22 protein-coding genes and 1 tRNA gene are annotated in these 26,271 nt (G+C 68.7%); 8 read left to right on the top strand and 15 right to left on the bottom strand.

The window, feature by feature from the left end; all coding sequences use genetic code 11:
* Nucleotides 1-477 precede the first annotated feature (477 nt).
* From NTM_RS19030 to uvrB, 6 genes are all read right to left on the bottom strand, one after another.
* Nucleotides 478-1,116 carry a cutinase family protein gene (locus NTM_RS19030; protein WP_232079764.1) on the bottom strand — a complete coding sequence of 213 codons (639 nt, stop codon included), beginning with the start codon at nt 1,114-1,116 and terminating at the stop codon, nt 478-480.
* A 175-nt stretch (nt 1,117-1,291) separates the two neighbouring features.
* Nucleotides 1,292-1,615 carry a DMT family transporter gene (locus NTM_RS19025; protein ID WP_083146528.1) on the bottom strand — a complete coding sequence of 108 codons (324 nt, stop codon included), beginning with the start codon at nt 1,613-1,615 and terminating at the stop codon, nt 1,292-1,294.
* Complete coding sequence (locus tag NTM_RS19020) at nt 1,612-1,938, bottom strand: DMT family transporter (RefSeq protein WP_083146529.1); 327 nt, start codon at nt 1,936-1,938, stop codon at nt 1,612-1,614. The genes NTM_RS19025 and NTM_RS19020 overlap by 4 nt, the downstream gene beginning before the upstream one ends.
* A 108-nt stretch (nt 1,939-2,046) precedes the next feature.
* Nucleotides 2,047-2,117: transfer RNA gene (locus tag NTM_RS19015), tRNA-Cys, on the bottom strand.
* A 60-nt stretch (nt 2,118-2,177) separates the two neighbouring features.
* Complete coding sequence (locus tag NTM_RS19010) at nt 2,178-3,599, bottom strand: MFS transporter (protein ID WP_083146530.1); 1,422 nt, start codon at nt 3,597-3,599, stop codon at nt 2,178-2,180.
* A 39-nt stretch (nt 3,600-3,638) separates the two neighbouring features.
* Nucleotides 3,639-5,798: an excinuclease ABC subunit UvrB gene (gene uvrB / locus NTM_RS19005; protein ID WP_083146531.1), complete on the bottom strand. Its 2,160-nt coding sequence runs from the start codon at nt 5,796-5,798 to the stop codon at nt 3,639-3,641.
* A 155-nt stretch (nt 5,799-5,953) separates the two neighbouring features.
* On the opposite strand from uvrB, the gene NTM_RS19000 reads away from it, so the two are divergent.
* Nucleotides 5,954-6,457: a ribonuclease FAU-1 family protein gene (locus tag NTM_RS19000; protein WP_083146547.1), complete on the top strand. Its 504-nt coding sequence runs from the start codon at nt 5,954-5,956 to the stop codon at nt 6,455-6,457.
* A 30-nt stretch (nt 6,458-6,487) separates the two neighbouring features.
* Nucleotides 6,488-7,030 carry a hypothetical protein gene (locus tag NTM_RS18995; RefSeq protein ID WP_083146532.1) on the top strand — a complete coding sequence of 181 codons (543 nt, stop codon included), beginning with the start codon at nt 6,488-6,490 and terminating at the stop codon, nt 7,028-7,030.
* Here NTM_RS18995 and coaE read toward each other — a convergent pair.
* From coaE to NTM_RS18975, 4 genes are all read right to left on the bottom strand, one after another.
* The gene (gene coaE / locus NTM_RS18990; RefSeq protein WP_083146533.1) at nt 7,006-8,250 is read right to left on the bottom strand and encodes a dephospho-CoA kinase; all 1,245 of its coding nucleotides are present in this window, start codon (nt 8,248-8,250) and stop codon (nt 7,006-7,008) included. The genes NTM_RS18995 and coaE overlap by 25 nt on opposite strands.
* Nucleotides 8,251-8,275: 25 nt before the next feature.
* Complete coding sequence (gene aztD, locus NTM_RS18985; protein WP_083146534.1) at nt 8,276-9,502, bottom strand: zinc metallochaperone AztD; 1,227 nt, start codon at nt 9,500-9,502, stop codon at nt 8,276-8,278.
* 115 nt (nt 9,503-9,617) lie between these two features.
* Nucleotides 9,618-11,072: a 30S ribosomal protein S1 gene (gene rpsA / locus NTM_RS18980; protein ID WP_083146535.1), complete on the bottom strand. Its 1,455-nt coding sequence runs from the start codon at nt 11,070-11,072 to the stop codon at nt 9,618-9,620.
* Nucleotides 11,073-11,160: 88 nt separating this feature from the next.
* On the bottom strand, nt 11,161-12,417 hold the full coding sequence (locus NTM_RS18975) for a threonine/serine exporter family protein (protein WP_083146536.1): 1,257 nt from the start codon (nt 12,415-12,417) through the stop codon (nt 11,161-11,163).
* Nucleotides 12,418-12,485: 68 nt separating this feature from the next.
* On the opposite strand from NTM_RS18975, the gene NTM_RS18970 reads away from it, so the two are divergent.
* Together NTM_RS18970 and NTM_RS18965 are read left to right on the top strand one after the other, a co-directional pair.
* Entirely contained in the window at nt 12,486-13,679 is a 1,194-nt protein-coding gene (locus NTM_RS18970; RefSeq protein ID WP_083146537.1) for a PrsW family intramembrane metalloprotease, read from the top strand.
* A 29-nt stretch (nt 13,680-13,708) separates the two neighbouring features.
* On the top strand, nt 13,709-15,271 hold the full coding sequence (locus NTM_RS18965) for an adenylate/guanylate cyclase domain-containing protein (RefSeq protein WP_083146538.1): 1,563 nt from the start codon (nt 13,709-13,711) through the stop codon (nt 15,269-15,271).
* Here NTM_RS18965 and NTM_RS18960 read toward each other — a convergent pair.
* From NTM_RS18960 to NTM_RS18950, 3 genes are all read right to left on the bottom strand, one after another.
* Nucleotides 15,256-16,059: an acyl-CoA thioesterase gene (locus tag NTM_RS18960; RefSeq protein ID WP_110782005.1), complete on the bottom strand. Its 804-nt coding sequence runs from the start codon at nt 16,057-16,059 to the stop codon at nt 15,256-15,258. The genes NTM_RS18965 and NTM_RS18960 overlap by 16 nt on opposite strands.
* Nucleotides 16,060-16,147: 88 nt before the next feature.
* Nucleotides 16,148-18,877: a DNA polymerase I gene (gene polA / locus NTM_RS18955; protein WP_083146548.1), complete on the bottom strand. Its 2,730-nt coding sequence runs from the start codon at nt 18,875-18,877 to the stop codon at nt 16,148-16,150.
* A gap of 60 nt (nt 18,878-18,937) precedes the next feature.
* A complete protein-coding gene (locus NTM_RS18950) occupies nt 18,938-19,813 on the bottom strand; it encodes a LysR family transcriptional regulator (RefSeq protein ID WP_163767108.1) in 876 nt (291 codons plus the stop codon).
* A 70-nt stretch (nt 19,814-19,883) separates the two neighbouring features.
* Here NTM_RS18950 and NTM_RS18945 point away from each other — a divergent pair, with 70 nt between their 5' ends.
* From NTM_RS18945 to NTM_RS18930, 4 genes are all read left to right on the top strand, one after another.
* On the top strand, nt 19,884-20,561 hold the full coding sequence (locus NTM_RS18945; RefSeq protein WP_163767107.1) for an alpha/beta fold hydrolase: 678 nt from the start codon (nt 19,884-19,886) through the stop codon (nt 20,559-20,561).
* Nucleotides 20,562-20,739: 178 nt separating this feature from the next.
* The gene (locus NTM_RS18940) at nt 20,740-21,177 is read left to right on the top strand and encodes a Zn-ribbon domain-containing OB-fold protein (protein ID WP_163767106.1); all 438 of its coding nucleotides are present in this window, start codon (nt 20,740-20,742) and stop codon (nt 21,175-21,177) included.
* Complete coding sequence (locus NTM_RS18935) at nt 21,174-22,373, top strand: lipid-transfer protein (RefSeq protein WP_163767105.1); 1,200 nt, start codon at nt 21,174-21,176, stop codon at nt 22,371-22,373. The genes NTM_RS18940 and NTM_RS18935 overlap by 4 nt, the downstream gene beginning before the upstream one ends.
* 21 nt (nt 22,374-22,394) lie before the next feature.
* Nucleotides 22,395-22,622 carry a DUF167 domain-containing protein gene (locus NTM_RS18930; protein WP_163767104.1) on the top strand — a complete coding sequence of 76 codons (228 nt, stop codon included), beginning with the start codon at nt 22,395-22,397 and terminating at the stop codon, nt 22,620-22,622.
* 82 nt (nt 22,623-22,704) lie between these two features.
* On the opposite strand, the gene NTM_RS18925 is transcribed toward NTM_RS18930, so the two are convergent.
* Nucleotides 22,705-24,672 (bottom strand): primary-amine oxidase, encoded by a 1,968-nt coding sequence (locus NTM_RS18925; protein ID WP_163767103.1) that lies wholly within the window; start codon nt 24,670-24,672, stop codon nt 22,705-22,707.
* 53 nt (nt 24,673-24,725) lie between these two features.
* On the bottom strand, nt 24,726-26,246 hold the full coding sequence (locus NTM_RS18920; RefSeq protein ID WP_083144426.1) for a carboxylesterase/lipase family protein: 1,521 nt from the start codon (nt 26,244-26,246) through the stop codon (nt 24,726-24,728).
* Between the last annotated feature and the right edge of the window lie 25 nt (nt 26,247-26,271).

Below are 26,271 nucleotides of genomic sequence, written 5' to 3'. Positions count from 1 at the left end.
CGTGACGCCGGGTACACGACGGCGCAAAGTGATGCTGCGGCAAGAAAACTGGCTCGCCGTTGGCGACGGCCGAGCCACGGATCACATGGCCTCGCCGAGATCTTCCGGCCGTGCGACGGCAACCGCGTGTTCGTCGGGCGTGGCGGCCATCGTCGGCATCGGCAGGGTCGCGGGCAGGCAACGGCACACCGGCCGGCGCGTCACCGGACGGGACAGCGGGAATCGGCGGTGACCCCCGCGACAGGCACGACCGGACCCGGACGGCCGGATGCGAGTCCGAGGACCGGTGCCTCTCCGGCGACCGGCGGGGCGGACCGCGGTTCCTCCGGTGGCGCGGCGGAAACAGGTTCTGCAGCAAGGAATCTGTGGCGGGTATGGCAGGCGACGCCCCAATCGCGGCATCATCGCCAGGCAGAGCATCCCCGGGGTGGGTTCGACGGAGACGCCGAGAAGTGTTGCCCCAGAGGAGGTCTACAGTCAGCTCTGGGTGCCGAGCACCCGCCCGGCGACATACGTCGCCGCCTCGTTGACCATGCCGTTCCACGGATACGCGAAGTGGGCGAAGAAGTTGTTACCCGACGAGCAGTACGGATCGCCCGGGGCACACAGGTCGATGGTCCTGGAACCGTACAGCGGGCTGATCTTCGTCAGCGGCCCCAGGGTCGACACATCGCGCGACGGATTGCCGAACACCGCAATCGCCGCAACATGATTGACCATGGTGTCCGGCAGCGGCGCGGGCTTGAAGAACCAGATGACCCGGTTGCCGATCGTGATCAGGTCGATCACCCCGGCGCCCTGGGACATTCCGCCGAGCACGATCTTCGTCTTCGGGCAGATCGCGGCGACGTACTGGACGTGCTTGTTCGCGTCGACGGCGCCCTGACTGGTGGACTTCGGGAAGTTCCAGCTCGCCGGATAGTTGACGGCGTACACCGACACCGTCTTGCCGGGCAGGCGCTTCTTCAGCGCGGTGACGAACTGCCGCCCGGTGAAGCCGATGCCAGGTTTGTCGGCGGTGCCCCGCGCGAAGACCACCTCGACATCCGGGCAGGATGCGGCTTCAGCAACGGGAGCACGGACGGTGGCGAACGACAGGGCCCACGCTGTCACCACCGCTACACCGAGGAGACGGGCAACCTGGCGTGCGAGCACCTGACAACGCTGTCACAATTTCAGCAAATCTGAACCGTCCCGCGATCCAATGGTGATCCAACGGTTGCGAATCCGTGTCGGATCGCCGGTGTCCGACACCGCCGGCATGTGGATAATCCGCCGACTCCTTCACAAATCAATGGTTGGCGCCGAGTTCGACGAGCAGCACGCCGACGGCGATCAACGCGATTCCGCCCAGCATCGTCCGGGTCAGCGGCTCGCCGAACAGCACCCGCGACATCACCGCCGTCAGGGCCACTCCGGCGGCGGCCCAGATGCCGTACGCGACGCCCAGTGGAATTCCGTGTCGCAGCGTGCCCCACAACAGGGTGAACGCCAGCATGTAACCGACGACGACCACGGCGTAGAAGGAGACGCCTCCGCGGGCGGCCACCCTCAGCGCCAAGGTTCCGGCGACCTCGCTGACGATGGCCGCGACGAGGAGGAGGTAGCCGATCATTCGTGGTCCACGCGAGAGCCGTTCTCCACCAGGACGACGCCGCCGATGATGCAGGCCAGCCCGAGGACCATCACCGCGGTCAGCGCCTCGCCGAACACGATCGCGGACAGCACCGCGGTCAGCGCCACCCCGGCGGCACCCCAAATCCCGTATGCCACACCGAGGGCCATGCCACGGCGCAGCACGAGCGCCAGCAGCACGAACGATGCGAGATAACCGAACACCACCACGGCGTACAGCGCGGGAACGGTCGCCGAACCCTTCAACGACAGCGTCGCCGCGACCTCACTGCAGATCGCCAGACCGAGCAGCAGCCAGGTCACCGCGGCAACCCTCGCGCACCTGAAACGACGCGCGGCCGTTCGAGTTTCGTCACCGGCGGGGCCGGACTTCAGTTGGCACCGGCACACTTTACCGTCCGGTGTCGTGCGAGCGAGTGGCGGGATTCGAACCCGCGTAAACGGCTTTGCAGGCCGGTGCCTAGCCACTCGGCCACACCCGCACTGCACCTGAGGTTGCCAGGTCCCCAACGCCGCGAACAGGTTTCCGATCGGCGTGATCGTTACCCGGCCGGCGCAGGCCGGCCGCTGCGGGTGGAGGCGATCACCGCCAGCGCGGCCAGCACCGCAAAGCAGGCGAACAGCCACCGCGCCCCGCCGGCGTCGCCGCGGTCGGCGACGTTGACGATGACCCCGGCAAGCGCGGCACCGAGGGCCGCGCAGATCACCTGCACCGTGTTGATCGCCGCGGCAGCCGCGGGGCCCTCCGCCGGATCGTCCACCTTGCTCATCGCCCACGCCGACAGATGCGGCCACGCGATGCCGATTCCGGCTCCGGTGATCACCAGGCCGATCGCCCACACCGCCACCCGTAAGGCCGACGCGTCCTCGTGCAACGTCAGCGCACCGATGGCCAGCCCCGTGGCCATCACCAGCGGCGCCACCGCCACGGTTCGCACGATCACCCGGGGCCGGTTCAGCGACGCGCTGCTGATCTCCCCCACCGTCCAGCCGATCGCCAGGCCGGCGCCGAGGAACCCCGCCGCGACCGGCGTCAGGTGGGCGAGCCGCTGGCCGTAGAGCGGCACGTACATGTCCACCATCGTCGCGGCCATCAACGCGCCCAGCGTCAGGTAGATCCACTTCAGCGGACCCGGACCGAACGCACTCGGCGGCAGCACCGACGCACTCATGCGCCGGTCCACGACCACGAACACCGCGACAAGCCCGGCTCCGACGGCGACCAGCACCGCGGTGACCCGAAGGTCGCGCGGGATACCGGCGATGCTGACCAGCAGCGCCGCCGCGCCAAGCAGCAGCAGCGACCAGACCGGAATGCGCACCCGGGCGGTAGGCACCGCTCCCCCGGTGTCACCGCGGGCCGGGAGCGCGATCGGCACGAGCACCGACATCGCCGTGGTCATCACCACCAGCACTCCGAAAGCCCAACGCCACGAACCGTATTGGGCGAACAGCCCACCGGCGGCCGGGCCGACCAGCGTGCCCACCCCCCACATCGCCGACACCAGCGCCGACGCCTTGGTCCACAGCACGCTCGGCAGCGCCGTATTGATCACCGCGTATCCCAGACCGGCCAGCATGCCGCCCGCGGCGCCCTGCACCGTCCGACCCACCAGCAGCACCTCCATGCTGGGCGCCACCGCACACCCCAGGCTGCCCAGTCCGAACACGGTGAGGCCGAGCAGGTACGCCAGCCGCGGCCCGAGCCGCATCAGCACCGCATGCACGGTGGTCGCGGCCATCACCGAGCCGACCAGATACACCGTCGTCACCCACGCGTAGAAGCGCTGACCGCCGATGTCGGCGACGGCGCTGGGCATCAGGCTGATCGTCAGGAACTCGTTGGTCGCGTACAGCGCGACACCGCCGGCCAGCACCAGCGACGCACCGAGGTTCCTGGGTCCGAGCAGTTCCCGCCAACCGCCCGAGGCGACGGTCCTGCTGTTTGTTCCGGTGTGGGTCACGGCGTCGACCGTAGGACCTCAACGGCGGTTGAGATCAAGCTATTTCAGACCGGCGGCGTCCATGCCGCGCAATTCCTTCTTCAGATCCTGGATCTCGTCGCGGATGCGAGCGGCCAACTCGAACTGCAGATCGCGGGCGGCCGCCATCATCTGGTCGGTCAGATCCTTGATCAGGTCGGCCAGTTCAGCGCGCGGCATGTTCGACGTGTCGCGGCCCTCGAACACCCCGGCGCTGACGGCGCGGCCCGGCTCGCCCTGGGCGCGCCGGCCCCGGGACGCGTTGCGCCCGGACCCGCCGACCTCGACGGCTTCGGTGTCGTCGGCCTCCCGGTACACCTGGTCGAGGATGTCGGCGATCTTCTTGCGCAACGGTTGCGGGTCGATGCCGTGTTCTTTGTTGTAGGCGATCTGCTTGTCGCGCCGGCGTTCGGTCTCGTCGATGGCCTGCTTCATCGAGTCGGTGATCTTGTCGGCGTACATGTGCACCTCGCCGGACACGTTGCGGGCCGCGCGGCCGATGGTCTGGATCAGGCTGCGCGGCGAGCGCAGGAACCCTTCCTTGTCGGCGTCGAGGATCGCGACCAGCGACACCTCGGGAAGGTCGAGACCCTCACGCAGCAGGTTGATGCCGACGAGCACGTCGTACTCACCGAGCCGCAGCTGGCGCAGCAGCTCGACGCGGCGCAGCGTGTCGACCTCGGAGTGCAGATACCGGACCCTGATGCCCATCTCGAGCAGGTAATCGGTGAGATCCTCGGCCATCTTCTTGGTCAGCGTCGTCACCAGCACCCGCTCGTCGCGTTCGGTGCGTTTGCGGATCTCGGCGATCAGATCGTCGATCTGGCCCTTCGTCGGCTTGACGATGACCTGCGGATCCACCAGGCCGGTCGGGCGGATCACCTGCTCGACGAACTCGCCGCCGGTCTGGGCCAGCTCGAAGTTGCCCGGCGTCGCCGACAGGTACACCGTCTGGCCGATCCGGTCGGCGAACTCCTCCCACGTCAGCGGTCGGTTGTCGACCGCGGACGGCAGCCGGAAGCCGAAGTCGACCAGGTTGCGTTTGCGGGACATGTCGCCCTCGTACATGCCGCCGATCTGGGGCACGGTGACGTGCGACTCGTCGATGACGAGCAGGAAGTCCTCGGGGAAATAATCGAGCAGGGTGGCGGGCGCCGAACCCGCGGGCCGTCCGTCGATGTGCCGCGAGTAGTTCTCGATGCCGGAGCAGAATCCGACCTGGCGCATCATCTCGATGTCGTAGTTGGTGCGCATCCGCAGCCGCTGCGCCTCCAGCAGCTTGCCCTGACCCTCCAGTTCGGCGAGGCGCTCCTCGAGTTCGGCCTCGATGGAGGAGATGGCCTGCGCCATGCGCTCCGGTCCGGCGACGTAGTGGGTGGCCGGGAAGACCCGCAGCGAGTCCACCTTCCGGATCACGTCGCCGGTCAGCGGGTGCATGTAGTACAGGGCCTCGATCTCGTCACCGAAGTACTCGATGCGCACCGCGAGCTCCTCGTACGACGGGATGATCTCGACCGTGTCGCCGCGCACCCGGAACGTCCCGCGCGTGAAGGACATGTCATTGCGGGTGTACTGCACGTCGACCAGCAGCCTCAGCAGCGAGTCCCTGGGCACCTCGTCGCCGACCTTCAGCTCGACGGAGCGGTCCATGTACGACTGCGGCGTGCCCAGGCCGTAGATGCACGACACGGATGCGACCACCACCACGTCGCGCCGGGACAGCAGATTCGACGTGGCCGAGTGCCGGAGCCGCTCGACGTCGTCGTTGATCGAGCTGTCCTTCTCGATGTAGGTGTCGGTCTGGGCGATGTACGCCTCGGGTTGGTAGTAGTCGTAGTACGAGACGAAGTATTCGACCGCGTTGTTGGGCAACATCTCCCGCAGCTCGTTCGCCAGCTGCGCGGCCAGGGTCTTGTTCGGCGCCATCACCAGCGTCGGCCGCTGCAGCCGTTCGATCAGCCACGCGGTGGTCGCCGACTTGCCCGTTCCGGTCGCGCCAAGCAGCACCACATCCTTCTCGCCCGCGCGGATCCGGCGCTCCAGCTCGTCGATGGCGGCGGGCTGGTCACCGGCGGGCTCGTACTCACTGACCACCTCGAAGCGCGCGCCACTGCGGACCACCTCGTCGACGGGGCGGTACTCCGAATGCGCGAGCACAGGATGTTCGGTAGCGAAAGCCATGTTCCCAGGTTAAGCGCGCCCGCCGACATGTTCATTCCCCGCCGGGGCGACCAGGCAGGTTACCGTGACGCCGTGCCCGAACCGCTGCGGATCGCACTCCGTCCGCTGAGCCTGGTGCTGATGCTCGCCGGCCTGAGGAAGTGGAGGCCGTGACGGTGCACGCCCCCAAGCGCGAGGTGTTCGACGTCCGGGCCCGCACCAACACCGACCCGAAGGGCATCGTCCGCGACGTCGAGACGTACACCGAACAGCCCTGGGGCCTCTACATGGCGCGGCCGGCTCCCGGCCGCGCGCAGTTCCACTACCTGGAGTCGTGGGTGCTGCCGTCGTTGGGGTTACGGGTGACGGTGTTCCATTTCAACCCGGGCCACGAAAAGGACCAGGACTTCTACCTCGACGTCGGCGAATACACCCGCGACGGCGACCGTTGGGTGGGCGTGGACCACTACCTGGACCTGGTGCTGCGCACCGGGCGGGACGTGCGGATCGTCGACGTCGACGAACTGCTCGCCGCGGTCGCGGCCGGGAGGTTGTCACCCGAGGCGGGTGAGCGGGCCGTCCGCGTCGCCGTCTCGACGGTCGAGGCGCTGGCCCGGCACGACTACGACCTGCATCGTTGGCTTGGCGCGAACGGCATGTTCCTCACGTGGCGGGACTAATAGACTCCTGCTGTGAGTCCGAGGAGACGTATGCGTGCCGCACGCGCGGCGGCCGGAGCTGCCATCCTGGCGACCGCGGGCGTGCTGGCCTTCCCCGCCCCGGCGCCGGCGCAGCCCGAGCCGCAGCCCCAGATCGAGGCACAGACCCCCGAGATCCTGCGCAACATCACCTACCGCGCCCGGGTCGACGGAGTCTCCCGCGGCGCGTCGATCACCTACCGGACCGAGGGCGACAAGATCCAGGCCGCGAATCCGACGATGGTGCCGGGCCGGGTCTTCGAGGCGATGGCGGTGCTCCCGGAGTCCCAGGTCGCGAACATGCGGGTGTCGATCGAATGGCCGTACTCGGCCAACCTGCACTGCGAGATCCTGGTCGACGACCAGTTGGTCGCCCAGGCCGACGACTTCATCGCACCACGGGTGCTGCCCCAGCGTGACGATCCGGACTACGGTGCGCTGACCTGCGAGGCGCCGGTCAGCCCGACGGGTATTGCGGTGCCCGTGGCCGGCGATCCCGCCGCGCCGTCCCCGGACGCGGGGCCGCCCGATCAGCCGGCTCCGCCACCTGCCTGAGCCGGACCGCCGGGACGCCATCCCGTGGTGTCGGCCCATTCCCACGCCCTGCGATAGGCGTCGAGGAACCACGGTTCCTTGGCGTCGGCATAGGCGCCCGTCGTCGCGTGCTCCTGAGCCGACACCCGGCGCTTGAGGGCGAGATATTCGGCGCGTACCTCGGGGTTGGCGGTCACCCAGTCGACGAACAGCAGCGCGAACTGCTGACCCGGCCAGCCGTCCACCCGCACGTGCACGTTGGTCGGCCGACCCGGGTCGGCCGAGCAGAACAGCCGCTTCTGCCAGTGTGAATCATCGGTGACGTGGTCGAACCCGGCGACGGTGCTGCGGGCGTCCGGTTTGGCGACGTCGGCGGTGATCGGTACCTGGACGTATCCGGCGGCCGACATCGCGTCGGCCAGTTCGTCGGCGACCTGCAGGGACGCAACGGTGACCTGGATGTCGATGACGTCCTTGGCGTCCAGGTCCGGCACCGCGGTGGAGCCGATGTGGTCGACGCGCACCGCGCGGTGACCGCACGCGGTGCGCAGCCGGGCCAGGATGCGCTGCGCCTGCGCGGCCCACTGCGGATCGGGGGGGACGATGTGCGGCTTCGCGGGGGCCGGCTGTCCCGCTTTCAGGTTGTGCGCGAACGGCTGGATCCGCTCGTGCCACAGCGCCCTGGCCTTCTCGACGAGCTCGCCGGCGCTTCCGGAATTGTCCAGCCACACATCGGCGACCGCGCGCCGCTGCTCCTCGGTGGCCTGCGCGGCGATGCGCGCCCGCGCGTCCTCCTCGGAGAAGTTGCGGTATTCGATGAGTCGCCGGACCCGCAGCTCCGCGTCCGCGTGCACGATGATCACGAGCGGGAACATCGGCGCCATCTGCGATTCCACCAGCAGCGGGATGTCCTCGACGATCACGGCGTCATCGTGGGCCGCAGCGATCAGCTCCGAACGCCGGTGCGCCACAAGGGGATGCACGATCCCGTTCAACGTGGCCCGCTTCTCGTCGTCGCTGAACGCGATCGCCGCCAGCGCCGGGCGGTTCAGCGCGCCGTCGGGGAGCAGGATCTCGTCGCCGAACGCATCGACGAGCTTGGCCAGGCCCGGCGTTCCGGGCTCGACGACCTCGCGGGCGATCACGTCGCCGTCGACGACGACGGCTCCCAGGTCGCTGAAGGTGGCCGACACCGTCGACTTGCCCGCCCCGATACCTCCGGTCAATCCAATGCGCAGCACCGCACCAGTGTGTCAGGCCCGCCGCTCATCCTTCGACGCCCGTCAGCTCGATCGTGGGCCGGCCGACGGTAGCCTCGGCGACCACCGCACCGTCGGCGAGACCGATCGCCACGACACGCTGCGTGGCGGGGTCGCTGACGTAGGCGACGCCGTCCTGCACGTGCAGATTCGGCATCGGCGCCTGCCACTGCCGTGGTTCCGTCCACGCGCCGATGGCGGGATAGTGCGCGATGCGCCGGGCGCTGACGGGATCGAACACGTGCAGGGCTCCGTCGGTGCCCAGGACGACGGCTTCGCCGCCGGGTCCGCGGTCCAGCGAGCGGAAGCTGTAGCTCGCCTGCAGCGGGACCACCCGCAGTGCGCCCGTGGCCGTGTCGATCAGCGTGATCCGCTGGGGCCGTTCGATTTCCGCGTCCGGGTCGGTCTTGTAGTCGCCGAGGACGACCGGGGAGGCCGCGCTGCCGGCCTGGTTCCCGATCCGCCCGTACGGGTCCGGGCTCGTGAGCTTCTCGATGGTGTTGCCCCGCACGATCAGCACGCCGTCCTCGCAGCCGAACGTCAGCGCGCCACCGGACGCGGCGGCTTCGCCGTGCAGGTTCGGGCACCGGTCGCTCACGGCGATCCGCGTCCCTGCCGCATCCAGGATCTCCAGGCCGCTGCGCCCCTGCTCGTCGCCGACGCTGACGACGACGCTGCCGTCGGCACGCGCGACCGCCACACCGTGGTGCGGCGCGGTCGTCACCACGGTGTCCGCTGTCGCGTGACCGTGGAGCAGCTCACCCGGGTCCACGACGTCGACCGTCCCGGTGCCGTCGCTGAACAGGGTCAGCCGGTCGTCGTGGGCGACGACGTGCCCGGGTTCCTGCCCGCCGAACCGCATCTCGGTCATCGCGGGCGCCGCGGTGTAGTGGTGTCCGTGGTCACCGTGGGTGTCGGTCCAGGTGCCCATGTCGAGTACCGCGAATCCGTCGCCCTGCGAGACCAGCACGTGGCGGCCGTTGCCCGCGCTGTTCAGCCGCACGAAGCCGTCGATCGGGATGTCGGCGACCTGGTTCAACGTCCGGGCGTCGAGGACCAGGACGCCCCCGTCGTAGCTGAGCGCCAGCCGTGGCGTCGCGGACGATTCCTCGGTCGGCGCACTCGGCGCACTCGGCGCACTCGGGCCGGGTGGGGCGGGACTGTCGGGCGCCGCGGTGCACCCGGCCCCGAAGGCGACGACGGACAGCAGCGCGAGGAGGCGAGAGGTCATCATGGCCACGATCCAACCGCTTAATGAAAATCATTGTCAAAAAGCGATACGTGCACATGTCGCCGGAAAACGACGATGGCCCGGCTCTGCGAGCCGGGCCATCGATCGGTATTCGTGCTTAGGCGTTGCCTGCGAGCTTCTCCCGCAGAGCAGCCAGCTGCGCATCGCTGGCCAGCGATCCGCCCGCCGACTCCTCGGAGCGGGACGAGCTGCTGCTGCTGGTCGGCCGCGTCGCGGCCTCGGCGACCGCTTCGGCCTCAGCCTTGGCGAACTTCTCCATCTGCGCAGTGTGCATCTTGTGGCGGCGCTCGGCCTCGGCGTAGCGCGCCTCCCACTCGTCACGCTGCTTCTCGAAGCCTTCGAGCCATTCGTTGGTCTCGGCGTCGAAGCCCTCGGGGAAGATGTAGTTGCCCTGGTCGTCGTAGCTGTCGGCCATGCCGTACTTCCAGGCCTCGAACTCGTCGGAGTAGTCCTCGTTGGCCTGCTTGAGGCTCAGCGAGATCCGGCGACGCTCCAGGTCGATGTCGATGACCTTGACCATCGCGTCGTCGCCGACCTGGACCACCTGGTCCGGGACCTCGACGTGGCGCTCGGACAGCTCCGAGATGTGCACCAGGCCCTCGATGCCCTCCTCGACACGCACGAACGCGCCGAACGGGACGAGCTTGGTGACCTTGCCCGGGACGATCTGGCCGATCGCGTGGGTACGCGCGAAGTGGCGCCACGGATCTTCCTGAGTCGCCTTGAGCGACAGCGAAACCCGCTCGCGGTCCATGTCGACGTCGAGCACCTCGACGGTGACCTCGTCGCCGACCTGGACGACCTCGGACGGGTGGTCGATGTGCTTCCACGACAGCTCGGAGACGTGCACCAGGCCGTCGACGCCGCCGAGATCGACGAAGGCGCCGAAGTTGACGATCGAGGACACGACACCCTTGCGGATGGCGCCCTTGGTGAGCTGGTTGAGGAACTCGCTGCGCACCTCGGACTGCGTCTGCTCCAGCCAGGCGCGGCGCGAGAGCACCACGTTGTTGCGGTTCTTGTCGAGCTCGATGATCTTGGCCTCGATCTCCTTGCCGATGTACGGCTGCAGATCGCGGACGCGACGCATCTCGACCAGCGATGCGGGCAGGAAGCCGCGCAGGCCGATGTCGAGGATCAGGCCGCCCTTGACGACCTCGATGACGGTGCCCTTGACGGCCTCGTCCTTCTCCTTGAGCTCTTCGATGGTGCCCCAGGCCCGCTCGTACTGAGCGCGCTTCTTGGACAGGATCAGACGGCCTTCTTTGTCCTCTTTGGTGAGAACGAGGGCCTCGACCTCATCGCCCACGGAAACGACCTCATTGGGGTCGACGTCGTGCTTGATGGAGAGTTCGCGCGAAGGGATGACACCTTCGGTCTTGTAGCCGATATCGAGCAGGACTTCGTCGCGGTCCACCTTGACGATGGTCCCTTCGACGATGTCGCCATCGTTGAAGTACTTGATGGTCTTGTCGATGGCGGCGAGGAAGTCTTCCGCGGAGCCGATGTCGTTGACGGCAACTTGCGGGGACGTGACGGAGGGACTTGGCATGTGGTGGGTTGCTCCGGACAGGTTTTATCGTAGGGACAGTTTTGTGATTTTTGGCACCTGAGATCGAACACACAGGTGCTTGTCGAGCTTACGCGACATGCTCACGCAGGCCAAACCCGCCCCGTCCGCGCCTGCGCACCCGCCGCGCCAGCTGCCAGCCCACCAGTCCGGCCTGGAGGCCGAACGCCACCGAGAACATCGACACGAACGTGACGGTGATCGCAGAATCGCCGTCGGCGCCGAAGAGTTCGGCGATGCCGATCAGCCCCATCGAGCCCGGCACCAGCAACCAGAAGCCGGGCAGGATCAGCGAGATCGCCGGTGGTGCGCCGGGGCGGCTGGCCATCGCCATCGCGCACAGCGTCAGCGCAAACCCTCCGGTGACCCCGCTGACGTAGCTGCCGAACGCCAGGTCGCCGAAGAACTGCGCGGCGTAGGCGGCGTAGACGACGATCAGCAGCCACGGGACGAAGCGCACCGGCGGCCCGAGGAACAGCATGATCCCGAGGGTGTAGACCGCCACCCCGACCCACGGCGCCCAGGGACCCAGTTTGTTGACGGCGATCGAGGTCAGCTGAGATTCGCTCTCCCCCAGGATCTGGACGGCGATGAAGATCCCGAACGCCAGTTGGGCGAGTTGCGCGAACCCCGCCACCAGCCGACTGGTCCCGGAGATCATGTCGCGTGAGGTGAGCTCGACGACGGCCAGGGTCATCGCGACCCCCGGCAGGAACATCGCCAGCGGAGGGATCAGCGCCCGCAGGCCCACGTGGTCGAGACCGAGCCGGTGCGCAGCCAGGATCGCCAGCGAAGTCACGGCGAACGCGCTGATCACCGGGACGAGCTGGGCCAGCAGCGGCCGCCCCCGCGACGCCGTGGCGATGGCACCGACGAGAAGTCCGAACACCGTCGCTCCGAGCAGGTTCAGCGGTGTCGGCTCGAGGACCAGCGCCAGCCCGGCGCTCTGGATGCCGTAGCCGATGACGCTGACCCAGGAGGGCAGCCGGTGCGGGGCGGCCGTGATCCGGCGCAGTTCGGCCTCGCCGGCGGCCGGCTCGACGGCGCCTCTGCGCGCCGCGGAGACCAGACGGGCCAGCGGGAAGGTCTGGTCGAACCGCAAATCGGTGTCGACGGCCGCCGATTTGATGGTCGTGCCGTTGGGGCCGGCCGGACCGATCACCTGGACGTTGTTGGGCAGCACAACGGATTCGGTGGTGATGCCGTACGCCGCCGATGCGCGTTGCAGCATCTGCCGGATCAGCGTGACCGGATAGTTGGCCGCCGCCATCGAGGCACCCAGACGCGCAAGGAACTGGATGTGTGCGTCTGCGCGTGTGGTTTCCATAGGGATGAGTCCGGCGCCGTCGGCGGCCTTTCCCGACCGTACCCGACCCCGCGGTTTAGCCTGCGAGGATGTCGTTCCGTCCGGCGCAACCGGTCCCGCCTGCCCCGCACCTCTATGGAGCGCCGTTCACGCGCCAGATCCGCAAGGTCGGGGCGCCGCTGGGGGTGCTCATCGCGCTGGGCACGGTGGCGGGCCTGATCGTCATCGTGCTGACGCTGGCGAACCCGGTCGGCACCGCCGTCGGTTTCGTGTTGTCCAGCGTCGCGATGGCCGTCGTGGTGCTGGCCTACCTGTGGCTGGACCGCTGGGAACCCGAACCGCCCCGGCTGTTGATCTTCGCGTTCATCTGGGGCACGTCGGTCGCCGTGGTCGTGTCGGCGATCCTGCAGGTCGTCCTCGACACCTGGCTCAATCCCGGCGTGGACCCGGATGCCACCGGGACCAGCGCGTTCACCCTGGTCGTCGGGGCGCCGATGACCGAGGAGGCGGCCAAGGGCCTGTTCCTGCTGTTGATGATGACGGGGGCGCGCCGCAGGGAACTGAACTCGCTGACCGACTGCCTGGTCTATGCCGGGCTGGTCGGTGCCGGATTCGCCTGGCTGGAGGACATCCTCTACATCGCCAACGGCGAGTCGTTGGCGGAGTCGCTGTTCACCGCCGCGCTGCGGCTGGTGATGGGGCCGTTCGCGCATTCGCTGTTCACCACGATGTTCGCGCTCGGAGTGTGGTTCGCCCTGCACCGGCGCAGTGGGGTCGCGAAGGCGGGCTGCGTGCTGCTCGGTTACGCCGGTGCGGTGGTGCTGCACGCGATGTGGAACGGGTCGTCGCTGCTCGGGGCCGGCGCCTACTTCGGCACCTACGTGTTCTGGATGGTGCCGATCTTCGGGCTGACCATCGCGCTGGCCGTGCACAGCCGGCGCCGCGAACAGCGCATCGTGGCCGAGAAACTGCCGGGCATGGTCGCCGCCGGGGTGATCAGCCCCAACGAGGCGACGTGGCTCGGCTCGATGAAAACCCGCAAGCAGGCCGTGGCCGAGGCGGCCCGCTTCGGCGGTAAACCCGCCGCGACGTCGGTGCGGAGGTTCGCCCAGCAGGTCACCGAGCTGGCGTTCGTCCGCGACCGCATCGACCGGGGATTCGGGGACCCCCGGGTGACCGCGCTGCTGCACGAGGAGACCTATGCGGTCTACGCGGCCAGGGCCGAATCCCCCGCACTGCACCAGATGGCCTACTACCGCGCGCAGGCACCGATCCACAGATAACCGGCACCTCCGCCAGTTACGCTCAGGCGATGGCGGAGACGTCATACGCGCCGTGCGGGGATCTCAGCCTGGCGTATCAGGTGTTCGGCGACGGGCCCATCGAGATGGTCTTCGTCGGACCGTTCGTGAGTCACATCGAACTGTTCTGGACACTGCCCGAGTTCAAATCGTTCTTCGATCATCTGGCGACGTTCTGCCGGGTGGTGATCTTCGACAAGGCCGGTCTCGGATTGTCGGACCCGATCCACGGCATTCGCACCCTCGACCAGCGCGCCGAAGAGATCGAGGCCGTCATGGACGCCGTCGGCTTCTCCACCGCGGTGATCTTCGGTATGAGCGAAGGCGGCACGGCGGCAATGCTTTTCGCGGCGACGCGACCCCAGCGGACACGCGCGCTGGTGGTCTACGCGTCATACCCGTTCATGTCGGCGGACTGGGAGGACCTCGATTCCGACCCCGGCGAGGTCTACGCGCGTCTGCTCGCCGATGCCGACGAGACCGACGTCCGCTACCTGCCCACCACCGATCAGCTCGCCCTGCTGTTGCAGATGGGCCTCGCCGTCCGCGATCACTGGGGCACCGGCATGGCGGCGGGCATCGGCTTTCCGTCGATCCACGGCCGGCGTCAGCTCGCGATGTTCGAGCGGATGAGCGCCAGCCCCGGCATGGTCCGGGCGACGATCGAGTCCTTGTTCCACATCGACATCCGCGCCGTGCTGCCCACCATCGCGATACCGACGCTGGTGATCCACTCCCGCGACGACAAGGTCATCCCCGTCCCCTGCGGACGATACCTCGCCGATCACATCCCCGGCGCTCGCTATCTGGAGGTGGGCGGCGCCGACCACGCACCGTGGCACACCGAACCGAACCGGATCCTGGCCGAGGTGGAGAACCTCGTCACCGGCACCCATCACACTCCCAGGCAGGCGCACCGGGCGCTGCGGACAGTGCTGTTCACCGACATCATCGCGTCCACCGAACGCGCGGCGGCCTGCGGGGACCAGCAGTGGCGGGTGGTGTTGCAGCGGTTCAACGAGATCACCGGCGACCTGACCACCCGGCACGGCGGAACCGTCGTCAAGAGCACCGGCGACGGCCATCTCGCAACGTTCGACGGGCCCACGCAGGCGATCCGGTGCGCCGAGGCCGTGCTCGCCGACGCCGAGGCGCTGGGCATCGAACTGCGGGCGGGCATCCACACCGGCGAGTGCGAACTGCTCGACGCCGACATCGGCGGCATCGCCGTCCACATAGCGGCCCGGATCCTCGGTCATGCCGGAGCCGGCGACATCGTCGTCTCCAGCACAGTCCGCGACCTGGTGGTCGGCTCGGGCACCGGCTTCGAGGACCGCGGCGTCGTGGCGCTGCGCGGCGTCCCCGGTACCTGGCGGCTGCTGGCCGTCGACCGGACCGGGACGTCGACGTCGCGAGAGGCCGTGCTGGCCGCGCAGACCACTCCCGCGCCGGGCGCCGGTATGCACCGGACCGACCGGGCGGTGGCCGTGATGGCACGGCACACACCGTGGCTGCTGCGCGGGCTCAGCCATTTCACGGCGACGGGCGCGCCGGACCGTCAGGTTTTGAAGTAGACCAGCTGGTGGGTGGTGGCCAGAAGGTCGCCGCTGCGGCTCCAGAGCTCGGCGGACTGGTCGAAGTAGCCGCCGGCGAACCGGTTGGCCTGGGCCCGGCCGAGGATGAAGTCATCGCCGACGGACGCGATTTCGGGGGCGTCGGCGTGGAAGTACGCGGTCATCGAGATCGTCCCGGCGGGCAGCGGCGCGCCGAGGCGGCGGTACACGCGGGGATAGAAGATGTCGCTGAACGCGGTCAGGGCGGCGTAATCCATTGCGCGGCCACGACTGTCGCGCACCCAAAGCGTGGAGGCCGACGACGGCCGCGGTTGTCCGTCCAGCGGCGGCGCCCCGTCGACGTGACGCATGTCGTAGTTGCGCGCCCACACGATCGCCTCGGGCAGGCCTTCGGCGGGAACCTCCTCGGGCCCCGGGGCCGGCGGCCGCTGCCGTTCGATGTCGGCCCAGGTGTCGCGCCGGTGCCCGAACACCGCGGTGGCGGTGGTCTTGATCTCGCCGTCCTGGGACAACTCGACGGACCAGTGCTGATTGCTGCGGTTGGTGCGCACCGCCGTCGCCCTGACGTCGAACGCCCCGTCGGCGACCGGGGCGGTGAAGTTCACCGTCAGGGCGACCGGGTGTCCGAGGCGCTCGGGCTGCACCTCCACGGCGCGAAGCAGCGTCGCGGCCGTCATCCCGCCGAACGGCCCGACCATGTTGGCCCAGTCCGGGGACGTCTTGCCGGTCAGCGTGCCGGCGTCCCCAGGACTGAGCTCGAGTGCTTCGTCGAACGGATGAGTGGCCACGACTGCGCCCTTTCCCCGGCGAACTAAGTATGACGACTTACATAATCGTCGGCGGCGGGCGGCGCCGTCAACCTGAGCGGCGGATCTGTCAGTGCGCCGCGGCGTCCCAACTGCGGCCGTATCCGACCGAGACCTCCAGCGGCACGTCGAGCGCATACGCATTGCCCATGTGCTCGCGCACCAGCGCGTCGAGGGTTTCGCGCTCGCCGTCGGCGACTTCGAAGAGCAGTTCGTCGTGCACCTGAAGCAGCGTGCGGGACTCCAGCCCGGCGTCCTTGATGGCCTGGTCGACGTTGATCATCGCGACTTTGATGATGTCGGCGGCGCTGCCCTGGATCGGCGCGTTCAGCGCGGCCCGCTCGGCGGCCTCGCGGACCTGCCGGTTGCTGCTGTCGAGCTCGGGCAGGTAGCGGCGGCGACCGAACACCGTGGAGGTGTAGCCGTCCTTGCGCGCCTGGTCGACCACGTCGCGCAGGTAGTCGCGCACCCCGCCGAACCGGGCGAAGTACTGCTCCATCTGCTCCTTGGCCTCTTCAGTGGAGATCTTGAGCTGCTGGGACAGTCCGTAGGCGCTCAGCCCGTAGGCCAGCCCGTACGACATCGCCTTGACCCGGCGGCGCAACTCTGGGGTCACCTCGTCGATCGGCACCGAGAACGCGCGCGACGCGACGAACGAGTGCAGATCCTCGCCGGTGTTGAACGCCTCGATGAGCCCCTCGTCCTGCGACAGGTGCGCCATGATGCGCATCTCGATCTGGCTGTAGTCCGCGGTCATCAGCTCGGCGTAGCGATCTCCCACCACGAACGCGTCGCGGATCCGGCGGCCGGCCTCGGTGCGGATCGGGATGTTCTGCAGGTTCGGTTCGGTCGACGAGAGCCGCCCGGTCGCGGCGATCGTCTGGTTGAACGTGGTGTGGATCCGCCCGTCGGAGGCGACCGCGTTGAGCAGGCCGTCGACCGTCACCTTCAGCCGGGTCACGTCGCGGTGATCCAGCAGGTGCTGCAGGAACGGATGCCCGGTCTTGTCGAACAGCGACTGCAGCGCGTCGGCGTCGGTGGTGTAGCCCGTCTTGGTCTTCTTGGTCTTCGGCATGCCGAGTTCGTCGAACAGGACCACCTGCAGCTGCTTGGGCGAGCCGAGGTTGATCTGCTTGCCGATCACCGCGTAGGCCGCCTCGGCCGCGTCGCGGATCCGGCCGGCGAACTCGCTCTGCAGCTCCGACAGCTTGTCGACGTCGACGGCGATGCCGGCCGTTTCCAGCTCCGCCAGCACCCGCTGCACCGGCAGCTCCATACCGCCCAGCAGCGCCGAGGAATCGATGCGGGCCAGCTCCTCGTCGAGCGCGTCGGCGAGGTCGGTGACCGCGCTGGCGCGCAGCAGCAGGGTCTGCACGGCCTGATCGTCGACGCCCTCACTGTCGTCGAGCAGCGAAAGCTGTTGCTGCTCAGGGTTGTCCGCGCGCAATTCACGTTTCAGATATCGCAGCGACAGGTCGTCGAGCGCGAAGCTGCGCTGCCCCGGTCGCACCAGGTAGGCGGCCAGGGCGGTGTCGGAGGTGACGCCGGCCAGCGTCCAGCCGCGACCCTGCAGATCGTGCATCGCGAGCTTGGCCTCGTGCAGCGCCTTGGGCACGCTCGGATCGGCCAGCCAGGAGGCCAGTGCTTTCTCGTCCTCGGGGTCGAGGGCGGCGGTGTCGATGTAGCGGCCGTCGCCGCCCGAGGCGACGATGGCCAGTGCGGTCGCGTCACTGTCGAACGCGAGGTGGTTGCCGACCACCGCCAGCCCGAACCGGCGCCCGTCGCTGTTCTCGGCCAGCCACGGGGCCAACGTCCCGGCCTCCAGCGCGCCGCCGCGGACGTCGAACCCTTCCTCGACCTCGGGGTCCGCCGACGCCAGGGTGTCGAACAGGCGATCCCGCAGGACCCGGAACTCCAGATCATCGAAGAGCCGGTGGATGTGGTCGCGGTTCCACGGCTGCATCCGCAGCGTGTCAGGGGTCTGGGGCAGCGGGACGTCGCGGACCAGGTCGGTGAGCTCGCGGTTGAGGATCACGCTGGACAGGTTCGCCCGCAGCGCATCGCCCACCTTGCCCTTGACCTTGTCGACGTTGTCGACCAGCGCCTGCAGCGACCCGTACTCGGCGATCCACTTGGTCGCGGTCTTCTCCCCGACCCCGGGGATGCCGGGCAGGTTGTCGCTGGGGTCCCCGCGCAGCGCCGCAAAATCCGGGTACTGCGTCGGGCTGAGCCCGTACTTCTCCTGCACCGCCTCCGGGGTGAACCGGGTCAGCTCGCTGACGCCCTTGCGCGGGTAGAGCACCGTCACGTCGTCGCTGACCAACTGCAACGAGTCACGGTCGCCGGTGACGACGAGCACCCGGTAGCCCTCGCCCTCGGCCTGGGTGGCCAGCGTCGCGATGATGTCGTCGGCTTCGAAGCCCGCTTCGGCGAGCACCGTGATACCGAGCGCGCCGAGCACCTCTTTGGTGATGTCGATCTGGCCGCGGAACTCGTCGGGAGTCGCCGACCGGCCCTCCTTGTACTCCGGGTATTTCTCCTTGCGGAACGTCTGGCGGGAGACGTCGAAGGCCGCGGCGATGTGGGTGGGCTGCTCGTCGCGGAGCAGGTTGATCAGCATCGCGGTGAACCCGTAGACCGCGTTGGTGGTCAGGCCGCCCTGGGTCTTGAAGTTCTCGGCGGGCAGCGCGTAGAAGGCGCGAAAGGCCAGGGAGTTGCCGTCCAGCAGCATCAGGGTGGGCTTGCCGCCCGCCTCCGGTTTACCGGTCGTGGTCTCCGATGCAGTCTTGGCAGGGCTCACGGAGTTCACTCTATTCAAGCGGGGTGACACCCGGGGCGGGGCTACCCGCACCTCTGGCGATCAGCGGGCGCCCACCCGGGCTGCCTGTTCGCGGAACAGCCGCGCCGCCGTGCTCGCGGGTTCCCGGCGCCAGGCCCACACCAGCCTGCCGCGCAGTTCGGGCGTCAATCGCAGGGCGTGCAGGCCCGGAGTGTTGCGCGCCATCGACGCCGGCAGTACCGCGACGCCGAGACCGCGGCGGGCGAGCTCGGCGAGCTCTGCGGGGCTGGTCGCCTCGAACGACATCCTTGGCCGCAGTCCCGCTGCAGCGCAAGCGGTGTCGAGCCGATGACGCATCCCGGTACCCACCGGCAGCGAGATCAGCGGGTGGTCACACAACGCCGCCAACGTCAGGGTCTTGCGCCGCGCCAGCGGGTGCCGCTGCGCGACCGCCGCCTCGAAGGTCTCCTCGGTGACCACCGCGTAGTCCAGTCCAGTGGGATCCTCCACGGCACCGATCGACACCATGGCCACGTCGAGCCGGCCGTCGTCCAGCTTGGTCAGCAGCACGTCGGAACTGTCGGTGGTCAACGTGATCTCGACATCGGGATGGTCGGTGTGGAAGGCGGCGATCAACGCCGCGATGTCGACCGGATGCAGGGTCACCGTGCCGATCGCGACGGTGCCGCGGACCACCCCGGCGACGGCGTCGACCGCGGCCCGGCACGCCCGCACCGCACCGAGGGCCGCCCGGGCGTGCGGAAGCAACGCCGCCCCGGCCTGCGTCAGCCGGACCTCCCGCGTCCCGCGAATGAACAACGGTTGTCCGACGCGACGTTCCAACTGCCGGATCTGGGCGCTGACCGCCGGCTGAGCCACCCGCTCCCGGTGCGCGGCCCTGGTGAAGCCCCGCTCCTCGACCACCGCGACGAAGTACTCCAGCTGACGGAACTCCATAACCATCGATTATGGGATCAGGAATGAATCGCTATTGGACTTATGCCGGCTCCCGGCACACGCTGAACCCATGGCGACGTTGGTTCTGATCCCGGGAATGTGTCACGGGGCATGGTGTTTCGACGAACTGTCAGCCTCGCTGCGCGAGGTCGGTCACCACGTCCTCGCGCTGACCCTGACCGGGGTGGCCGAGCGGGGCCACCTGCTGCCGGGCGGCGTCAACCTCGACACCCACATCACCGATGTGCTGGCCGCCGTCGACCACGACGAGGACGCCGGCGACGATCTGATCCTGGTCGGACACAGCTACGGCGGCATGGTGATCGCGGGGGTCGCCGACCGCATCCCGGACCGGGTCGACTCGCTGGTGTTCCTCGACGCGGTGGTCCCCCGCGACGGCGAGGCCTGCTGGGACATCGTCAACGACGAGGAACGTCAGTGGTACGTCAAAGTCGACGCGTCCGGGTTCGGCGTCCCACCGCTGCCGTTCTTCGACCCGCGCGCGACCGCGCATCCGCTGGCGTCGGTGCTGCAGCCGGTGCGGCTGCGCGGAGACCTGAACCGGTTCCGGCGCCGGGTGTTCGTCTATGCGCGCGACTGGCCGGGCGAATCACCGTTGCAGCCGTCATACGACCGGGTCCGCGACGATCCGGGGTGGTGCTGCCATGAGCTCGACGGCAAGCACAACCTGATGCGGGACTGTCCCGAGGATCTCGTCCGCATCCTGCGGGAAACCGCCGAGAGTTGATCCGAGGCGGGAAGACCGGCGCCGTCGTGCGACGAGAGTGCGCACAGATCGCGCTCCTCGCTGCGGCGGCGCTCTCATCGCACTCTCGCGGGGGCCGAGGTGCCCGCCGACGATCGCCACTCGGCAGAAAACTGGAACACGTTTCAGTATTCGGCCGCGGAGTCGGTACGCTGACCGCGTGTCCGCTTCTGTTCAGCCCGCGATCGACGGGTGGTTTGCGACTGATGAGTCCGGTGCGACGCATTTGATCGGTGGTAAGTGCACCGGGTGTGGGACGTTTGTGTTCCCGCCACGGGAGAACAACTGCCCCAACCCCGGGTGTGCCAGTGACGAGTTGGCGTTGGTGCCACTCTCGCGGCAGGGCACCCTGTGGTCCTACACCGAAAACCGCTACGCCCCACCCCCGCCGTACCCGTCCCCGGACCCGTTCGAACCGTTCGCCGTCGCGGCCGTGGAACTGGCCGACGAAGGCCTGATCGTGCTGGGCAAGGTCGTCGAAGGCACCCTGGCCGCCGACCTGACCATCGGCATGACCATGGAACTGACCACCATGACCCTCTACACCGACGACAACGGTGTCGAACACACCACCCACGCCTGGAGGATCGCCCAATGAGCCCCGACCCGGTCTACATCCTCGGCGCGGGCATGCACCCCTGGGGCAAATGGGGCCGCGACTTCACCGAATACGGCGTCGTGGCCGCCCGGGCCGCCCTGACCGAGGCCAACCTCGACTGGCAACAAATCCAACTCGTCGCCGGTGCGGACACCATCCGCAACGGCTACCCCGGCTTCGTCGCCGGAGCCACCTTCGCCCAAAAACTCGGCTGGAACGGCATCCCCGTCACCTCCAGTTACGCCGCCTGCGCCTCCGGCTCCCAAGCCCTGCAATCCGCACGCGCCCAAATCCTGGCCGGCCTGTGCGACGTCGCCCTGGTCATCGGCGCCGACACCACCCCCAAAGGCTTCTTCGCCCCCGTCGGCGGCGAACGCCGCAACGACCCCGACTGGCAACGCTTCCACCTCATCGGGGCCACCAACACCGTCTACTTCGCCCTCCTCGCGCGCCGCCGCATGGACCTCTACGGCGCCACCGTCGACGACTTCGCCGCCGTGAAAGTCAAAAACGCCCGCCACGGCATCAACAACCCGTACGCCCGCTACCGCAAAGAAGCCACCATCGACGACGTCCTGGCCTCCCCCGTCGTCTCCGACCCCCTGCGCCTGCTCGACATCTGCGCCACCAGCGATGGCGCCGCCGCACTCATCGTCGCCTCCAAAGACTTCACCGAAAAACACCTCGGATCCGTCCACGGCGTCCCCAGCGTGCGCGCAATCAGCCTGCAATCACCCCAATACCCCCAACACCTCCCCGAACTACCCGACATCGCCACCGACTCCACCGCCGTCGTACCCGGCCCCGACCGCGTCTTCAAAGACCAAATCCTCGACGCCGCCTACACCGAAGCCGGCATCGGCCCCGAAGACCTGTCGATGGCCGAGGTCTACGACCTGTCCACCGCCCTAGAACTCGACTGGTACGAACACCTCGGCCTCTGCGCCCGCGGCGAGGCCGAACACCTCCTACGCTCCGGAGCCACCACCCTCGGCGGCCGCATCCCCGTCAACCCCTCCGGCGGCCTCGCCAGCTTCGGCGAAGCCATCCCCGCCCAAGCCATCGCCCAAATCTGCGAACTCACCTGGCAACTCAAAGGCCAAGCCACCGGCCGCCAAGTCGAGGGCGCCACCGTCGGCATCACCGCCAACCAAGGACTCTTCGGCCACGGCAGCTCCGTCATCATCGCCCGCTGACACGGACGGTTTCGACGAGCCATGTCGGAACTCATCACCGTGCGTGTGAAGCCCGGTAGCGCCAAGGGCCCGCTGGTGGAAGCCGGCGCCGACGGCGAGTTGACCGTCTATGTCCGCGAGCGCGCTGTCGACGGCAAAGCCACCGCGGCCGTGACCAAGCTTCTCGCCGATCATTTCGGTGTGCCGCGCAGTCGGATCGCACTGGTGTCCGGCGCGACGTCGCGCGTCAAACGCTTCCGCATCGACTGACTTCGTCGGCGACGAGCGCGCGCGGAATGCCAGAAAGTGCGGCGCGCCGGCGGACAGACACGCGCGCTCGCGGTGCTGAGTCTCAGTGGGGGGCGCTGGTGGTGTCGGTGTGGCACGCGTCCGGCGGGGTGCCGACGACGTCGAGCGCGGGATTGCGGTCGAAGAAGCCGAAAGGTTTGAGCCAGAACGACACCACGTCGACGGGCATCACCGGCCAGTCCTCGGCGCGGGTGATGTGGTGGATGCCGAACACGTACCACAGCACCACGTCGGTGTTCTCGATCGGGCGATCCGCCGCGGTCCAGCGCGTCAGCCCGGTGTCGCGCGCCGACTGATTGACGAATTCGCCTGCGGGCCAACGTTCGTCGGGTCGGTTCGGGGTGACCCACAGGGTATGGGCGATCACGCCCGCGCGCTCCAGGACCGGCGATCCCGGCTCGAACATCGCCGGGATCGCGCCGCTGGGCACCAGTTTGTACGCCGGGTGCGCCCCGAGGGCGGTGACGACGTTGGGGTTGACCACCTTCCACGCACGCTGGGTCGCGAAGCTGACGTCCTGCTTGGCCTCCCCCTCGGTGCGCAGCGGAATGTTGTGCACCACCAGCGACAGACCGTGCGGATTGTCCGGTCCGACCGGTTCGGCGAACGACTCCGACATCACCACGGTGTTGTCGGGACCGTCGATGTCCATGTCGAGACGGGCGACCAGGAAGTGCTGGTGGAACGGCGCGTAGGTTCGTTCGTCGACCAGGGTGCCGTTCGGGTTCGGCGCGCCGGCGGGCAGTGGCGTGGTGACCATGATGCCGGTCGCGCGCACCTCGCATTCGATGTTGCCGTCCTGATAAAGCCGCCAATAGACCAGGTATTCGTAGTTGGCGACCGTGACGTGGAACGAGATCGTCAGCCGGCGCATGCGCCGCACCTCGGCACCGATCTCGTGGTCGACGTGCTTCCACAGCACGGCGTTGTCTTCCTCGTGGATGCAGATCGCGTTGGTGATCGTGTACGGCTCACCCTTGCTGTTGTGCAGCACCGCGTCGAGGTAGCGGATCTCGCCGAGGCAGTCGCAGCCGAGTTCCAGCGAGGTCGTCATGAACCCCAGTCCCCATTCGCCGATGTCGAATGCGGTGCGGCGGTAGTGATCCGGCGACGGGTCGCGGTAGGGAACGATCATCTCGGCGAACGACATGCGGTGCGCGATCGAGCGGTCCCGGTCGCCGTCGCGGTAGCGCACGGTGTGCAGGGTCATGCCCTCGCGGTGGTTGAATCCGATACGCAGCGACCAGTTCTGCCAGCTCAGGAGCCGGCCGTCGAGGGTGAACGACGGGCCCTCGGGCTGGGTGATGTGGAGTGGCTTGAGCGGTTCGCGGCGGCCGCGGCCGAGGATGCGCTCGGGGATGTGCGCGGGCACGTACTCCCCCATCACCTCCGGCATCGCCTCCCGGCCCGCCGCGAACGGTCCGTCGTCCTCGACCCGCAGCAGTTCCATCGTGTTCAGGTCGATCACGCAGTGCAGCCCGCTGATCAGCCGCGCGTACGGGTTGGCCCCGGGTGCGGCCTTGACCCAGCTGTCCGACCAGCCGATGCGGCGGTCCCGGAACTCCGGCGGGGCGACGGCCTCACCGTAGGTCCAGGTGTCGAAGAACACCAGGTCCATGTCGGTGATGCCGCGGCCGCGCAGGGCGGCGACGACGTCGGGGTGGGTGCGCAGCAGTTGATCGCACTCCACGAACTCGTCGACGGTGAAGTTCGCCTGCACCCCGGGGATGTGCTCGAGCACCTCGACCCGCGCGTCGGTCAGGTTCACCACGGCCTTGTAGGTGGCGTTGGCGGAGCGGTTGAGGCACAGGGCCTGTGCGCGGCGCGGCGGCCGCGGCCCACCCTGATCGAAGTCGGCGAGCTCGGCCTTGGACGGCTCGACCAACTCGATGGACGCGAAACGCCACCCAGGTTCGGTTCCGGAGGCCGGGGCGACACCGTGCTCGCGGCGCAGTGTCTCGGCGACCGCGGTGAACTCGTCGGCGCCGAGCGGATCGAGCGGATACGACACGGATCAACGCAACCACATCAGCCGACCCGCGGCGGGGTGATTCGGCCAACGCGTCAGCGATGGGCCAGGAAGAAACCCTCCCAGGCCCGGCGGCGCTCGGAGTGCGGGTCGAGTTCGACGCGGCGGCGCCGGTCGAGCACCAGAACCGGCCGCTCCTCGCGGGTGTACTGCGGCCAGTCCGGGCCGGGTACCGCGCGCTCGGCGAACGACAGCCATCTCCCCTGCACATCGTCGGTGACCTTCTTGGCGCTGCGCGAGTCCAGCCCCGCGGCCAGCAGCCTGCCGAACCGCGACCGGTAGACGTCGAACACCGCGAGCAGCTCGGTCGCGTGGGTCGCCCCCATGCCGGACAGGCGCAGCGCGGCGGTCGCGTAGTCGTAGCGGTAGACGTACGTCGGCGCATGCGCCGAATGCCCGTGCGCCATCTGCCACACCGCCGACCCGAAGATGAAGTCCCCGCCGAACCTCACGCACGCGTCGGCGGCCGGATAGCCCGGGTAGGCGGCCAGAATCTGTTGGCGTGCTTCCGGATCCACGGCGGCGAGCAGCTTCTCGATGGCCGCCTGGTTGGTCGGCAGCAGTTTGAGGAAGCGGGTGAACAGCCGGCCCTCGTCGGCGTTGGTGCCGACGATCAGCGGCACCCGGTGCGCCGTACCCTCGCGCATCGCCTCGATCGGATCCTGGGGCAGATACTCGGTGCCGTAGGTCGGCCCGATCGCGAACGCGCCCAGCATGTCCCGCTGCCCGTCGAGGATCACCTGATCGAGGGCGTCGACGAGTTCGGCGGGCCGCGCCGCCATCAACGCCTGCGCGGCGTCGGAACCGCTCGCGCCGAGCCGGCGGGCGAACCGGGTCGCATACTCGGCGGCGGTGTCGACGTCGCTGATCATCCCGGCTGCCGGGCTCTGCGAGATCGCCTGCGCGAAAAGGCCTTTGGCCTCCGGTGTGGCCATCAGCGTGGCGACCGCGTGGGCCCCCGCGCTCTCGCCGAAGATCGTGACGTTGTCCGCGTCCCCGCCGAACGCCGAGATGTTCTCGCGCACCCAGCGCAACGCCATCACCAGGTCGCGCAGGAACAGGTTGTCGTCGATCCGGATCCCCTCGGTGGACAGCGACGACAGGTCCAGGCACCCGAGGGCACCGAGCCGGTAGTTCACCGACACGTACACACAACCCTTGCGGGCCAGCGAAGCGCCGTCGTAGATCGGGGTCGCCGAACTACCCAGCAGGTATCCGCCGCCGTGGATGAACACCATCACCGGCAGCGGATCACCGGCCCCACGGGTTTCGGCGCCCACCGGGGCCACCACGTTCAGGGTCAGGCAGTCCTCGCTCATCGGCTGGTATTTGCCAGGGGCGAGGATCGTGTACATCCGCTGCTGCGGCGAGCAGGCACCGTAGCCATGGCAATACCGCACCCCGGGCCAGGGCTGAACCGGCTGGGGGGCACGCAGGCGCAACGGGCCGACCGGCGGCCGCGCGTACGGGATGGATCGCCAGCGGTTGACGCCGTCGCGGGTGAAGCCCTCGACGGTGCCCGAGGCGATCTTCACTCGGACGGTGTGCTCGTGCATTCTGCGACCGTAGCGAACTCCCACG

It is taken from the genome of Mycolicibacterium parafortuitum, assembly GCF_010725485.1.
Taxonomy (GTDB): domain Bacteria; phylum Actinomycetota; class Actinomycetes; order Mycobacteriales; family Mycobacteriaceae; genus Mycobacterium.
This window is presented reverse-complemented; position numbering and strand designations above follow the sequence as displayed.